This window comes from Citrobacter sp. Cpo221 (assembly GCF_030332345.1).
Lineage (GTDB): Bacteria > Pseudomonadota > Gammaproteobacteria > Enterobacterales > Enterobacteriaceae > Citrobacter > Citrobacter portucalensis.
This window is the reverse complement of sequence record NZ_JAOWIA010000033.1, coordinates 157606-171586: the sequence shown is the minus strand read 5'-3', so window position 1 is coordinate 171586 and position 13981 is coordinate 157606. Positions and strand designations below refer to the sequence as shown.

At 50.2% G+C, this 13981-nt stretch carries 12 protein-coding genes; 7 read left to right on the top strand and 5 right to left on the bottom strand.

The window, feature by feature from the left end:
* Positions 1–66 precede the first annotated feature (66 nt).
* The gene (fumB, locus tag OGY72_RS05350; RefSeq protein WP_003832822.1) at positions 67–1713 is read right to left on the bottom strand and encodes a class I fumarate hydratase; all 1647 of its coding nucleotides are present in this window, start codon (positions 1711–1713) and stop codon (positions 67–69) included.
* A gap of 262 nt (positions 1714–1975) precedes the next feature.
* On the opposite strand from fumB, the gene manA reads away from it, so the two are divergent.
* Both manA and OGY72_RS05340 read left to right on the top strand, forming a co-directional pair.
* Positions 1976–3151, top strand: a complete 1176-nt coding sequence (gene manA / locus OGY72_RS05345; protein WP_126956320.1) for a mannose-6-phosphate isomerase — start codon at positions 1976–1978, stop codon at positions 3149–3151.
* A gap of 106 nt (positions 3152–3257) precedes the next feature.
* Positions 3258–4766 carry a YdgA family protein gene (locus OGY72_RS05340; protein ID WP_286547243.1) on the top strand — a complete coding sequence of 503 codons (1509 nt, stop codon included), beginning with the start codon at positions 3258–3260 and terminating at the stop codon, positions 4764–4766.
* Positions 4767–4813: 47 nt separating this feature from the next.
* Here OGY72_RS05340 and OGY72_RS05335 read toward each other — a convergent pair whose 3' ends face one another.
* A complete protein-coding gene (locus OGY72_RS05335) occupies positions 4814–5842 on the bottom strand; it encodes a Mal regulon transcriptional regulator MalI (protein WP_181508598.1) in 1029 nt (342 codons plus the stop codon).
* Positions 5843–6011: 169 nt separating this feature from the next.
* On the opposite strand from OGY72_RS05335, the gene malX reads away from it, so the two are divergent.
* The 3 genes from malX to OGY72_RS05320 all read left to right on the top strand — a co-directional run bounded on the left by malX (position 6012) and on the right by OGY72_RS05320 (position 10333).
* Positions 6012–7604: a maltose/glucose-specific PTS transporter subunit IIBC gene (malX, locus tag OGY72_RS05330; RefSeq protein ID WP_048226592.1), complete on the top strand. Its 1593-nt coding sequence runs from the start codon at positions 6012–6014 to the stop codon at positions 7602–7604.
* Positions 7605–7614: 10 nt separating this feature from the next.
* Entirely contained in the window at positions 7615–8787 is a 1173-nt protein-coding gene (locus tag OGY72_RS05325) for a MalY/PatB family protein (RefSeq protein ID WP_286547237.1), read from the top strand.
* A 373-nt stretch (positions 8788–9160) separates the two neighbouring features.
* Positions 9161–10333, top strand: coding sequence for a GGDEF domain-containing protein (locus OGY72_RS05320; RefSeq protein ID WP_286547234.1), 1173 nt, complete (start codon positions 9161–9163; stop codon positions 10331–10333).
* Positions 10334–10377: 44 nt separating this feature from the next.
* On the opposite strand, the gene OGY72_RS05315 is transcribed toward OGY72_RS05320, so the two are convergent.
* Together OGY72_RS05315 and OGY72_RS05310 are read right to left on the bottom strand one after the other, a co-directional pair.
* On the bottom strand, positions 10378–10794 hold the full coding sequence (locus tag OGY72_RS05315) for a hypothetical protein (RefSeq protein WP_003832810.1): 417 nt from the start codon (positions 10792–10794) through the stop codon (positions 10378–10380).
* 219 nt (positions 10795–11013) lie between these two features.
* Positions 11014–11238: a hypothetical protein gene (locus tag OGY72_RS05310; protein ID WP_126318202.1), complete on the bottom strand. Its 225-nt coding sequence runs from the start codon at positions 11236–11238 to the stop codon at positions 11014–11016.
* Here OGY72_RS05310 and add point away from each other — a divergent pair.
* Positions 11237–12238: an adenosine deaminase gene (add, locus tag OGY72_RS05305; protein WP_286547231.1), complete on the top strand. Its 1002-nt coding sequence runs from the start codon at positions 11237–11239 to the stop codon at positions 12236–12238. The two genes, OGY72_RS05310 and add, sit on opposite strands and share 2 nt — an antisense overlap.
* A gap of 104 nt (positions 12239–12342) precedes the next feature.
* Here add and OGY72_RS05300 read toward each other — a convergent pair whose 3' ends face one another.
* Positions 12343–13383, bottom strand: coding sequence for an oxidoreductase (locus OGY72_RS05300; RefSeq protein ID WP_003832806.1), 1041 nt, complete (start codon positions 13381–13383; stop codon positions 12343–12345).
* A gap of 240 nt (positions 13384–13623) precedes the next feature.
* Here OGY72_RS05300 and blr point away from each other — a divergent pair, with 240 nt between their 5' ends.
* On the top strand, positions 13624–13749 hold the full coding sequence (blr, locus tag OGY72_RS05295; RefSeq protein ID WP_003029134.1) for a division septum protein Blr: 126 nt from the start codon (positions 13624–13626) through the stop codon (positions 13747–13749).
* Positions 13750–13981: the final 232 nt, after the last annotated feature.

Here is a 13981-nt window from a genome sequence, read left to right as displayed (position 1 = left end):
ACGAGGATAAAGCTGTCGTTTGGTGGTTCGTGCGGTAAAAAAAACCGCCCCGAAGGGCGGCTGACGTTACTTAACGCAGCGTGCGCACTGCGACGTCTGAATTTGCTTGAAGAAATCATTGCCTTTGTCATCTACCAGGATAAACGCCGGGAAATCTTCCACTTCAATTTTCCAGATGGCTTCCATCCCGAGTTCCGGGTATTCCACGCACTCCAGACTCTTGATACTGCCCTGGGCCAGCACCGCGGCGGGGCCGCCAATACTGCCTAAATAGAAGCCGCCATGCTTATGGCAGGCATCGGTCACCTGCTGGCTGCGGTTGCCTTTCGCCAGCATGATCATGCTTCCACCAGCAGCCTGAAGCTGGTCAACATACGAGTCCATACGCCCGGCCGTGGTTGGCCCCAGCGAACCCGAAGCATAGCCTTCCGGCGTTTTTGCCGGACCTGCGTAATAGATCGGGTGATCTTTAACATACTGCGGCAAACTTTCGCCGTTATCCAGACGTTCTTTCAGTTTCGCATGTGCAATATCACGGCCAACGATAATTGTACCGTTGAGCGACAGTCGCGTGGAAACCGGATACTGGGAAAGCTGAGCCAGGATCTCTTTCATCGGACGATTGAGGTCAACGCGTACCGCTTCGCCCTCTCCCGCCTGGCGCAGCTCTTCCGGTATAAATTTGCCAGGATTATGTTCCAGTTTTTCGATCCAGATACCTTCACGGTTGATCTTGGCTTTGATATTTCGATCGGCTGAGCAAGAAACGCCCATACCAACCGGACACGACGCGCCGTGACGCGGCAGGCGGATCACGCGGATATCATGCGCGAAATACTTCCCGCCAAACTGCGCGCCCAGCCCCAAATTCTGCGCCTCAATCAGTAGCTCTTTTTCCAACTCAACATCACGGAATGCCTGGCCGTGTTCGTTACCTTCGGTCGGCAGCTCATCGTAGTATTTTGCAGAAGCCAGTTTGACCGTTTTCAGCGTGGCTTCCGCTGACGTTCCGCCGATCACAAACGCAATGTGATACGGCGGACAAGCCGCAGTGCCCAACGTACGCATCTTCTCAACCAGGTAATTTTTTAATTTGCCCGGCGTGAGCAGCGCTTTGGTTTCCTGGTACAGATAGGTTTTGTTCGCCGAACCACCGCCTTTGGCAATGCACAGGAATTTGTATTCATCGCCGTCGACGGTATACAAATCGATTTGTGCTGGCAGGTTGGTGCCGGTGTTCACCTCTTTATACATATCCAGCGCGGCGTTTTGTGAATAGCGCAGGTTGTCTTCGATATAGGTGTTATACACACCACGAGCCAGCGCCTCCTCATCGCCCCCTCCGGTCCAGACACGCTGACCTTTTTTACCCACGATAATCGCAGTTCCGGTGTCCTGACAGGTCGGCAAAATGCCTTTTGCCGCGATGTCAGAGTTACGCAGGAATTGCAGGGCCACATACTTGTCGTTTTCACTGGCCTCCGGGTCGCGAAGAATATCGGCTACCTGCTGTTGATGTGCGGGACGCAGCATAAACGACGCATCATGAAAGGCCTGACGAGCCAACAGGGTTAAGGCTTGCGGTGCAACTTTAACAATCTCCTGCCCTTCAAATTCGGCAACAGAGACATAGTCGCTGGTCAGCAGATAGTATTCGGTATCATCCTTTTTGAGGGGGAAAGGATGCTGATAATGAAAGGGTTTGTTTGACATTGTGCTCTCACTTACTGCTCGGTCTGGTTATTCTCTGGGCAGATGTTCCATTGCCCTGCTTCCCTGCCGCAGATCCGGTTGTAGAAGGAAGAGCTTTCTGCAACCGGAATTACTCAGGGTATTAAAAGCGAGTCACCATATCCTACACATTTTTTTAACAAAAACTGAGACAAGTACGACTTTTTACATGTGCAGGTTACTTCGCTCAGGGTTTCTTGGTTTAATAGCCGTAGAAAATTCAACATTGAAACAGGGCTTGATAATGCAAAAACTCATCAACTCAGTGCAGAACTACGCCTGGGGAAGTAAAACGGCGTTAACGGAACTCTATGGCATTGCCAACCCCACTCAGCAACCGATGGCTGAGCTGTGGATGGGGGCGCATCCGAAAAGCAGTTCGCAGGTTCTCGGCGCTGACGGTCAGACGGTTGCTCTGCGCGACGTTATCGAGCACGATAAATCCGCACTGCTGGGCGATGCCGTTGCCCAACGTTTTGGTGAACTGCCCTTCCTGTTTAAAGTGCTCTGCGCTGCTCAACCGCTTTCGATTCAGGTTCATCCTAACAAGCACAACTCTGAAATCGGATTTGCCAAAGAAAACGCTGCGGGGATCCCGATGGATGCGGCCGAGCGCAACTACAAGGATCCTAATCACAAACCAGAACTGGTATTTGCTTTGACGCCTTTTCTGGCGATGAACGCATTCCGCGAGTTCTCTGAAATTGTTGCATTGTTACAACCCGTTTCCGCCGCACATCCGGCTATTGCGCATTTCCTGGAAGAGCCGAGTGCGGAACGTCTGAGCTATCTTTTCGCCAGCTTGCTGAATATGCAGGATGAGGAGAAATCCCATGCGTTGGCGATCCTGAAATCGGCGCTGAACAGCCAGCAGGGAGAACCCTGGCAAACCATCCGTCTGATCGCCGACGTCTACCCGAACGACAGTGGGCTCTTCTCCCCGCTGCTGCTCAATGTGGTGAAACTCAATCCAGGCGAGGCTATGTTCTTATTTGCCGAAACCCCGCACGCTTACCTGCAAGGTGTGGCGCTTGAGGTGATGGCTAACTCGGACAACGTGCTGCGTGCCGGACTGACGCCAAAATATATTGATATCCCGGAACTGGTCGCCAACGTGAAGTTTGTCGCCAAGCCAGCAAACCAGTTACTGACCACGCCGGTTGAATCTGATGGTGAACTGGACTTCCCAATCCCGGTTGACGATTTTGCGTTCTCCCTGCATGACCTTACTACCAATGGCGCAGATATCAGCCAGCAAAGTGCAGCCATTTTGTTCTGCATAGAGGGTGAAGCTGTATTGAGCAAAGGTGAGCAACGCCTGGTGCTGCTACCGGGTGAATCGGCCTTTATTGGCGCGAATGAATCGCCGGTTTACATCAGTGGCGCAGGTCGTTTAGCACGGGTTTATAACAAGCTATAGCAAGATACTGATATTTTTAACAACTCTTGCTAAGCTGTAGTGAGTTAAAGACATGTCACTCCTCCAGGCGTCTTCAAACGCCTGGTTTTATTTTATGGATATCGAAATGAAAAAATCGCTGGTAGCTGCGGGTGTGGTGGTTGCGCTGGGTATCGTCTGGACGGGCGGTGCCTGGTACACAGGTAAGAAACTTGAAACGCATCTCGCCGAGATGGTGACGCAGGCAAACGATCAGTTAAAACGTTTCTCCCCTGAGGCGGGTATTGAACTGAGTTATCAAAACTACCAGCGCGGGGTGTTCAATAGCCAACTGCAAATGGTGGTGAAACCCATCGCCGGGCAGGCAGATTCCTGGCTAAAACCGGGGCAAAGTATCGTCCTGAATGAAACCGTCGATCACGGTCCATTCCCGCTGGCTCAACTGAAATCACTGAATCTGATCCCGGCTATGGCCTCCGTGAAAACAACGCTGGTCAATAACGACGTTACCAAACCGCTGTTTGATATTGCCAAAGGTGAGTCGCCATTTGTCATTAACTCCCGTATCGGCTACAGCGGCGATACCCGTTCCGATCTCTCCCTCAAACCACTGAACTATGAGAAAGGCGACGAAAAAGTAGCCTTCAGCGGCGGGGAATTCCAGTTTACAGCAGACAAAGAAGGTAACGCTGTCTCGCTGACAGGCAATGCGCAAAGCGGCGTGGTCAATGCGGTCAACGAGTATGACCAGAAAGTACAGATGACTTTCAATAACCTGAAAACTGAGGGTTCCAGCAGTATTGCCAGCTTTGGTGAGCGCATCGGCGACCAGAAATTGTCACTCGATAAACTGTCGATTTCCGTCGAAGGTAAAGAGTTAGCGGTTCTGGAAGGCATGGGTATTGATGGTAAATCCGATCTGATCAACGACGGTAAAACTGTCAACAGCCAGCTGGATTACACGCTGAACAGCCTGAAATTACAGGGGCAGGACATGGGTAGCGGTAAACTGACGCTGAAAGTTGGCCAGATTGACGGTGAAGCACTACACCAGTTCAGTCAGCAGTATAGCGCCCAAACCAAGGCGCTGATGGCGCAGATTGATGTGGTACAAAATCCTGAGCTTTATCAGCAAAAAGTCACTGAAGCCTTCTTCAATGCACTGCCGATTCTGATGAAAGGCGAGCCGGTTATCACCATTGCCCCGCTGAACTGGAAAAATGCAAAAGGTGAAACCGCATTTAATTTGTCACTGCTGCTAAAAGATCCGACAGCAAATACTGAGGAACCACAAACGCTGGCTCAGGAAGTGGATCGTTCGGTCAAATCACTGGATGCTAAGCTGACGATTCCGGTTGATATGGCGACTGAGTTCATGACGCAGATTGCCAAAATTGAAGGGTATCAGCAGGAACAAGCGGCCGAACTGGCGAAACAACAGGTGAATGGGCTGGCGGCAATGGGTCAGATGTTCCGTATTACAACGATGCAGGACAACGTCATCGGTTCCAGCCTGCAATACGCAAACGGCCAGGTAACGTTAAACGGACAAAAAATGTCGCTGGATGAGTTTGTTGGCATGTTCGGTATGCCTTCTCTCGGCGAACCGGATGCCCCGGCTATCCCGCAACAATAAATACGCGTGACAACAGGCCCGATAACCGTGTGCTTATCGGGCCTGTTTTATTTTGCCACCACCAGCCGGGCGGAAAGCGTTAAGTTACGCGAATGACCATCATCGTGCCCAATGCGCTGCATCATGCGCTCAGCAAGGGTATATCCCATTTCACGCGCGGGCGTGCAGGCCCAAATAATGGGGATATCGTCCAGTGCATTTTCCGCTACATCGGCAAATCCGGCTAACGAGATCTGCTGTTCGAAGTAGCGATCTACGCCAATTTCACCACTCTGACGCCCTGCTCTCATCAGGCCAAACCAGGCGCCAGCGGCTATGGTTTCGTTGTAGCACACCACAGCGCTGATCGTTGGGTTACGACGTAGCAACGCGGTTACCTGCTCTGCGGCCTGCTTCTGGCTGGATGAACACTCCAGTACCCAGTCGCTATGAAACGGTAAACCATACTTTAGCAACGTCGTACAATAGCCGCCGACACGCTCTGCGCGAGTCAACGAAGAACTCTGCCCCCCTAACCACGCGATGCGCTGATGCCCATGGCGTATCAGATGCTCAACCAGCAATTGCGCAGCCTGCATGTTGTCAGGTCTGACGGTGTCGACATCATCCAGGTAGCTGGCCCGAGACGCAAACACTACCGGAATCCCCTTATCGGCGGCAAGTTGTTGCAGGTCGTCGCTACTGCCGGCAGCCCCGGCGATCACCACACCATCAACCCCTTGATTAAGCAGCATAGCGAAACGCTGCGCCAGCTGTTCGCCATCTTTGCCGCCATGTAATAAAAATACCATGCGCCCCTGTGCTTCTAATGCTTCCGTCAGACCCGCCGTCAACTCGGCGTAAAACGGGGTGGAGAGGTCGCGCACGATCAAACCAATTACCCCGCTCTGCCCACCACGCAGCGCTGATGCCTGGCGATTACGCACAAACCCCAGTTGCTCAATAGCGGCATTCACCCGTTCGCCGGTCGCTGATGAAATACGACCTTTTCCACTAAGCACCAATGAGACGGTACTAACCGAAACGCCCGCGGCCAGCGCAACATCATGGATAGTTATTTTTTTGGCTATAGCCATAAAAACGGAAAACTCCCTGATAACGTGACGGATAAAACGTTTTATCAATCACTTATATTTATACGCTCTATTATCGTTCGATAATGTGATTTGTACCGCACTAAAATTAGATAAAACGTTTTATCTTCTCGCCATCATTAGTCAGCTAGCTTTTACGAGGAGTCGTTTGATGACGACGAGAACCACACCAAAAATTACGTTATGGGAATTTTTCCAGCAGTTGGGCAAAACCTTTATGCTGCCCGTGGCTCTGCTCTCATTCTGCGGGATCATGTTAGGGATCGGCAGCTCGTTAAGTAGTCATGATGTCTTAACGCTGATCCCGGCATTGGGTAATCCGGTACTGCAGGCTATTTTTACCTGGATGAGCAAAGTAGGCTCATTTGCGTTTAGCTTCTTACCGGTGATGTTCTGTATTGCCATACCTCTCGGCCTGGCTCGCGAGAACAAAGGCGTAGCGGCATTTGCCGGTTTTGTTGGTTATGCGGTGATGAACCTTGCCGTCAACTTCTGGTTAACTGCGAAAGGTATCTTACCTACCACAGATGCCGCGATCCTGAAGGCCAACAACGTGCAGAATATCCTGGGGATCCAGTCGATCGACACCGGGATCCTCGGCGCTGTAATTGCCGGGATCATCGTCTGGATGCTGCATGAACGTTTCCACAACATCCGCCTGCCGGATGCACTGGCCTTCTTCGGCGGTACCCGCTTTGTGCCAATTATCTCTTCGGTGGTGATGGGACTGGTCGGCCTGGTTATTCCCCTGGTTTGGCCGGTTTTCGCCATGGGCATTAACGGGCTCGGCCACATCATCAACAGCGCGGGCGAATTTGGTCCAATGCTGTTTGGTACCGGTGAACGTCTGCTGCTGCCCTTTGGTCTGCATCATATTCTGGTGGCGCTCATTCGCTTCACCGAGGCTGGCGGCACGCAGGAAGTCTGCGGTCACAGCGTGAGCGGCGCACTGACTATTTTCCAGGCTCAGTTGAGCTGTCCGACAACTCAAGGCTTCTCTGAAAGCGCAACCCGCTTCCTGTCGCAGGGTAAAATGCCAGCGTTCCTCGGTGGTTTGCCGGGGGCAGCGCTCGCGATGTACCACTGTGCTCGCCCTGAAAATCGTCATAAAATTAAAGGGTTATTAATTTCTGGCCTCATTGCCTGCGTGATCGGCGGTACAACAGAACCCCTTGAGTTCTTATTCCTGTTCGTTGCCCCAGTTCTGTATGTGATCCACGCCCTGCTGACCGGTCTTGGTTTCACCGTGATGGCGGTGCTTGGCGTCACCATCGGTAACACGGACGGTAACCTGATTGACTTTGTGGTGTTCGGCATCCTGCACGGGCTCTCAACCAAGTGGTATCTGGTCCCTGTTGTAGCGGCGATCTGGTTCGCGGTGTACTACGTGATCTTCCGTTTCGCCATCACACGTTTCAATCTGAAGACCCCTGGTCGTGACGTCGAAATTGCCAGCAATATCGAAAAAGTCATGGCGGGTGCACCGGGTAAATCCGGTTACAACGTCCCTGCCATTCTGGCGGCGCTGGGCGGTGCGGAAAACATTGTCAGCCTGGATAACTGCATTACCCGTCTGCGCTTGTCAGTGAAAGATATGTCGCTTGTTAACGTACAAGCGCTGAAGGACAATCGCGCCATTGGCGTAGTACAACTCAATCAGCATAACCTTCAGGTCGTTATTGGTCCGCAGGTCCAGTCAGTGAAAGACGAGATCGCCGTTCTGATGAACACCGTACAGGCATAAGGACAACAGTATGTTTGATTTTTCAAAGGTGGTGGACAGGCACGGTACCTGGTGTACCCAGTGGGATTACGTTGCCGACCGTTTTGGTTCAGCCGACCTGCTGCCGTTCACCATCTCCGATATGGATTTTGCCACCGCACCTTGCATTCTGGAGGCGCTGACTCAGCGCCTGTCACATGGCGTGCTGGGTTACAGCCGCTGGAAAAATGATGAATTTCTGGCGGCAATTAGTCATTGGTTTCTTACGCGTCATAATACCCAAATCGACCCTCAGTCGCTGGTTTATGGCCCCTCGGTCATCTATATGGTGTCGGAGCTGATCCGCCAGTGGTCTTCTGCGGGTGATGCGGTGGTAATTCATACACCGGCGTACGACGCGTTTTACAAAGCGATTGAAGGTAATCAGCGCCAGGTATGCGCTGTCGGACTTGAAAAGCGCGCTGACGGCTGGGTTTGCGACATGGTTGCGCTGGAAAAAGCGCTCTCCCGGCCTGAAAGTAAAATTCTTCTGCTTTGCAGTCCGCACAACCCAACCGGTAAGGTGTGGACGCGCGATGAACTGGAAACCATGGCGGAACTGTGTCAGCGCCACGGTGTAAAAGTCATCTCTGATGAGATCCATATGGATATGGTATGGGCAGACCAGCCGCACATCCCGTGGAGTAACGTCGCGCGCGACAGTTGGGCGCTGTTCACCTCCGGTTCAAAGAGCTTCAATATTCCGGCGTTAACCGGGGCTTACGGGATTATTGAGGATGAGCAGAGTCGCAACGATTACCTCAGTGCGTTAAAGGGTCGGGATGGTCTTTCCTCACCTGCAGTGCTCGCGCTTAGCGCACATATCGCAGCCTACCAACAGGGCGCTAGCTGGCTTGATGCGCTGCGGGATTACCTTGTCAGTAACCTGCATTACATCGCGCATGAGCTGAATAACGCATTCCCCGAACTGAACTGGCAGGTTCCGCAATCCACCTATCTGGCATGGATTGACTTGCGTCCACTCAACCTTGATGACCATGCACTGCAGGAAGCACTCATCTATCAGCAGAAAGTCGCCATCATGCCCGGATACACATACGGAGAAGAAGGACGAGGTTTTGTGCGCCTCAATGCCGGATGTCCACGTTCCAAACTTGAAAAAGGCGTTCAGGGGTTGATTAACGCCATCCGCACAATACGTTAAATAGTCTTGCGCAATGAAGAACTCATTGCGCAACTCCTTATATAAAAAAACAAATCTGTTTTCTATCGTTTTTTTAATACCAATTCCTCCCTGACTTTTCCTGCCAGTAAAAATCAACAGCAATAAAAATCAAAAAGACAAAATACAAAGCTGAGAAGATAGCCGAAATATAGCGCTGTTTTATATACATAAAAATCATGAATACAACACAAACAAACATTCACAAAAAGAATTTAACTTTTTTTTACTCCTGTCCCTAACGACATCCATTTTTCTTTGGTATATCCCTTTTAGTAATCAGCGTTATAGCCTCTCTTTTTATCCGGTTATTGCAACCTTTGCTGGTGTATTGCACATTCAGACGGGGTGCTTTATGACGATGAATTACATGAGTTATCGGCGCAAAAAATATCTTTTACCCCTGGCCTGCGCGTTTTATTTCTCGGGGGTTTTCTTATTTCTTGCGCTCTATATTTATTTTTATAAAAACGGCCTTCCTGGTGTCATCTACAATGACATTGCTGTTTTATACTTTATGAGGAACATGTTAATTACGGGGCTGTTTTTTGCAACATACTATTTATATACGTTTAAGAATAAAAAAGAAAAGCATGGTAAAACAGTTATTTACGCCACTTATTTATGGTGCATGTTGCATCTGGTAATGGCTATCCTCTACTCCATCCGTATTACGCCAATATCGTTTCAGTTGGTTGATACAGAAACGTTTGAATGGCTTAGACCCTGGCGTGGTAGCTTTATTTATGTCCTCATTATCTTGTGGACCTGTATCGTTTTATTAGGGGCAAAATTAACCCAGCTAAAAACACAGTTTTGGGTAAGTATGTCACTGGTTGCCCTGAGCAATCTGTTAAGTGTCATCATTATGCTGAAGTACACGCATATAGACTCCGCTGGATGGTATCTCGCCAGAGGCCTGGAGTGCCTTAGCGCAATGGCCGTGATGATCGTGCTCATGTCTGATATTTTCAAGCGCTACAAAGCCTCACGTCAGGCCTATGAATTATCCTATGAAAATTCAGTCCGCGACCCGATGACCCGACTTTTCAACCGTGGCTATTTTTATAACGCACTCAGCAATGAGATTAAAATGACAGCAACCCATAAACCCCTGAGCATTGTCTTTTGCGACATTGATTTCTTTAAGTCGGTCAATGACACCTGGGGACATTTGCAGGGTGACAGAGTGATAATTAAACTGTCAGAAATTATGCAGCGACTGAGTCGGCGTAACGACATCGTGGCGCGTATTGGCGGAGAAGAGTTTGCTATTTTGCTACCTGAAACTAACGCTGATGCAGCATTTAACATCGCAGAGCGAATCAGAAAACACGTAGAACAACAAACTCAGACCACGACTAAAGGTGATTTTCCACGCATCATCACCATCAGCCTGGGTATCGTAACCTCAGTTGATAACCGTTCAGCCCCTGAACAACTTGCTGATTGCGCAGACCGCGCCCTGTATATGGCAAAAAACCGAGGCCGTAATTGCGTTGTGGCCTATTTTGGTGAAGAAGTTTAATAGCAAAGGAAAAGATCACCACCAGGGCGATCTTTTCCTCATGATCAGTTGGTAATTTTCATGTGCAGCTGGAATGCGTTGGTTTTTCCCTCATCCTTCGCCGCGCCTTTTTGATATATTCTGATGGTATACTTACCGCTGGCAGGCAGTGTATTTTTATAAGTGTCACCACTCATCATGCCATCAAAAATGAATTGTTCGCCCGGCGCAATAATACTCATGAAAGGATGAGGCCAGGCGCTTTTCAAAACTGCTTGCATGGTCTGCCCTTTTTTGGCGACAAACGTATAATCTTTTGTTTTATCGCCCGTAATTGTCCCCTTGATATCTGCGCCACTGGTACCTTTCTTAAACTGGATTACATGCGTTTCATCCGCTTTATACGCCGCATGCGTAGGCACAGTTGCCAGCAGCAAACTTCCACAGAACATTGTACTGACAATTAGCTTTACACTTTTCACTTTATTAATACCCTCAGTCGTTATTGTATTTTTATAACATACCTCGCTGCACATTCATAAACTGGAAAGTGTCCATTTTTCGCTATTAGCAATGTTACTCAATAAATATCTGAATAAAATAACACCGACAGGCAGTAATTATATAAAAACGAGGTAAATAATCTTAAAATAAAATCCCTTCATTACACACATGCTGCAGGAAATGCGTTATTGCTTACTTTACGCCCATCTTGCCACCGCAAGGCAAAAGCAGCGTGATACGGTCTCAAGGATCAGGCCGTCGGAACACCACTCTGTTGGAGCGCTAACAGCATGGTCAACAATTTGGCGATACTTGCTTCCCCATAACCCCGAACTCTGCACTGCTTTTTTTAAAGTTTTTAGAGGAACATTTTTCTGTTGTATAATGGCCTGCACTTTACCTAAATACACGAGTGCGACCATGATTGATACTTCCCTCCCCCTGACCGACGTCCATCGCCACCTTGATGGTAACATCCGTGCACAAACGATCCTGGATCTGGGTCGTCAGTTCAACTTAACGCTTCCGGCACAAACGTTGGAAACGCTGATCCCTCATGTGCAAGTCACATCAAGTGAGCCGGATTTAGTGAGCTTTTTATCCAAGCTCGACTGGGGCGTGAAGGTACTGGCCTCGCTGGATGCCTGTCGTCGCGTGGCATTTGAAAATATTGAGGATGCCGCACGTAACGGCTTGCACTATGTTGAACTGCGTTTTTCCCCAGGATACATGGCGATGACGCATCAGCTCCCGGTTGCAGGTGTGGTTGAAGCCGTCATCGCAGGTGTACGCGAGGGTTGCAAGACCTTTGGCGTCGAAGCACGCTTAATTGGCATTATGAGCCGTACTTTTGGCGAAGCCGCCTGCCTGCAGGAACTGGATGCGCTGTTAGCTCACCGAGACCATATTACGGCACTGGATCTTGCCGGTGACGAACTGGGGTTCCCGGGCAGCCTGTTCCTGTCCCATTTCAACCAGGCTCGCGACGCCGGCTGGCGTATTACCGTTCATGCGGGCGAAGCCGCGGGACCAGAAAGCATCTGGCAGGCCATTAAAGAGCTAGGCGCTGAGCGTATTGGTCACGGCGTTAAAGCCGTTGAAGATCGTGCGTTGATGGATTACCTCGCCGAGCACCGTATCGGCATCGAATCCTGCCTGACATCAAACATTCAGACCAGCACCGTTGCCTCACTAGCGAACCATCCGCTGAAAACGTTCCTTGAGCATGGCGTTATCGCCAGTTTGAATACGGACGACCCGGCTGTTCAAGGTGTGGATATTATTCACGAGTACACCATTGCCGCACCCGCGGCAGGGTTAACGCGTGAACAGATACGTCAGGCCCAAATCAACGGTCTGGAAATGGCATTCCTGAGTAACGAAGAAAAACGAGCCTTGCGCGAGAAAGTCGCCGCAGCGTAACAGGTAAAGTGCCGGATGGCGCTAACGCTTATCCGGCCTACGTTGGTTTTGATTGTAGGCCGGATACGATGCCAGGAAGGTATCGCCTTGCGCCATTTACCTAATCAGGCAAGACACAGCGTCGAACGATGTTTCGCGGATTCGAGACCCAGCTCAATCAGCTCCATAATTTGGATAGCCTGTCTCGCCGGTACCGGGTTTTCACCGTTACCATTTAGCGCATCACGAATGCCAGCATAGTACGCCGGATAGTTGCCCGGTACGGTAAGCCAGGTTTCTTCAACCTGCTCTTCGCCTTCTACTCGCGTCAATACGCCATCACGCATATCATAACCCCAGTCTTCCTGTGGCAGTCGCTCGCCATTTTTCAGACGCTCTTCCTGCGGGTCAAGACCATACTTCACATAGCTGCCACGCGATCCGTGCACAATATAACGGGCCGATTCTGCGGCAGCGAGCATGGTGCCATGCAGGATCACACGACGTTGCGGATACGTCAGGATGGCATGGAAGTAATCCGTCGCCTGCGCGCCCGGACGCAGCTGGGCCAGGTCTACCGTCAGGCTGACAGGCAAACCAAACAGGTTTATCGCCTGATCCAAAAGATGCGGTGCTAAATCGTACCAGATACCGCTTCCCGGACCGCCCTGTTCACGCCAACGGTCACGAACCTGCGGGCGGAAACGATCGAAATGGGATTCGAAATACGCCACCTCTCCCAAAACACCATCCGCCAGCAGAGCTTTCAGCGTCAGAAAATCACTGTCCCAGCGACGGTTATGGAACACAGACAGCACGCGCCCGAGGCTGCGCGCCAGCGCATCCAGCTCACGAGCTTGTGACAGTGTCACAGTAAAAGGCTTATCAACAACCACGTGTTTGCCCGCTTCCAGCGCAGCTTTCGCTAACGGAAAGTGCGTGTCGTTAGGCGTGGGGATCACAATCAGGTCGATATTTGGATCGTTAAAAAGATGCTTAGGCTCAGCAACAACCGCCACCGTAGGCCAGTCTGCCTTCACTTTTGCTTCATCACTACTGGAAACTGCAGCCAGTTCCAGGCCCGGCGTGCCCACAATCAGGGGGGCATGGAAGGTTTTGCTGGCATAACCATAGCCAATTAGCCCAACGCGGATGTTGTCACTCATATTATTGCCTCTCAATTCAGGACTGACCTATTTCACACCATACCTTGCAACGTCTCAATAGTTTAATAACCTTTGCGCTACAAAGGTTGTTTTTAACTTAAGTCAAACATATGCCACTTATGCTTAACTTGCAGCGAAAAAGAGGTAGAAATCGTTCCCAATCATCTTGCTGTATTAATGAGAGATTAGTAACATTTGCAGCCTGTGTTTATAGATAAATCAAAGCAAATGTCATCAGTAATGAATCGTCTTATTGAATTAACAGGTTGGATTGTTCTCGCCGTCTCTGTGATCCTGCTGGGTGTTGCCAATCATATTGACAATTACCAGCCGCCAGAGCCCGTTGCCGCAGTGCAGAAAAAATAAGCATCCGCAGCCTTTTATTGCCCGGCAATTAACATTGGTAGTTGCAGGGCTTGCCGGGAAAAGATCGCTTTCTGTCAAAAAAAGGGAATTATGTCGCATCCCGCTCCGCTGCATATTGCCAGCGATCGCTAAGCGCGTTACCCTTGCCAAAGACGCGCATAGCGCCTGCTTTTCACAGGTATGAACACTCTTCTTAAATTTGCACGTAAATCCGCTTTTACCTGTGCACGTT

Coding starts and splice junctions, on each gene's coding strand:
- malX (WP_048226592.1), top strand. CDS start 6,012: ATGACGACGAGAACCACACCAAAAATTACGTTATGGGAATTTTTCCAG.
- blr (WP_003029134.1), top strand. CDS start 13,624: ATGAATCGTCTTATTGAATTAACAGGTTGGATTGTTCTCGCCGTCTCT.
- OGY72_RS05320 (WP_286547234.1), top strand. CDS start 9,161: ATGACGATGAATTACATGAGTTATCGGCGCAAAAAATATCTTTTACCC.
- OGY72_RS05340 (WP_286547243.1), top strand. CDS start 3,258: ATGAAAAAATCGCTGGTAGCTGCGGGTGTGGTGGTTGCGCTGGGTATC.
- OGY72_RS05310 (WP_126318202.1), bottom strand. CDS start 11,238: ATGGTCGCACTCGTGTATTTAGGTAAAGTGCAGGCCATTATACAACAG.
- fumB (WP_003832822.1), bottom strand. CDS start 1,713: ATGTCAAACAAACCCTTTCATTATCAGCATCCTTTCCCCCTCAAAAAG.
- OGY72_RS05335 (WP_181508598.1), bottom strand. CDS start 5,842: ATGGCTATAGCCAAAAAAATAACTATCCATGATGTTGCGCTGGCCGCG.
- add (WP_286547231.1), top strand. CDS start 11,237: ATGATTGATACTTCCCTCCCCCTGACCGACGTCCATCGCCACCTTGAT.
- OGY72_RS05300 (WP_003832806.1), bottom strand. CDS start 13,383: ATGAGTGACAACATCCGCGTTGGGCTAATTGGCTATGGTTATGCCAGC.
- manA (WP_126956320.1), top strand. CDS start 1,976: ATGCAAAAACTCATCAACTCAGTGCAGAACTACGCCTGGGGAAGTAAA.
- OGY72_RS05325 (WP_286547237.1), top strand. CDS start 7,615: ATGTTTGATTTTTCAAAGGTGGTGGACAGGCACGGTACCTGGTGTACC.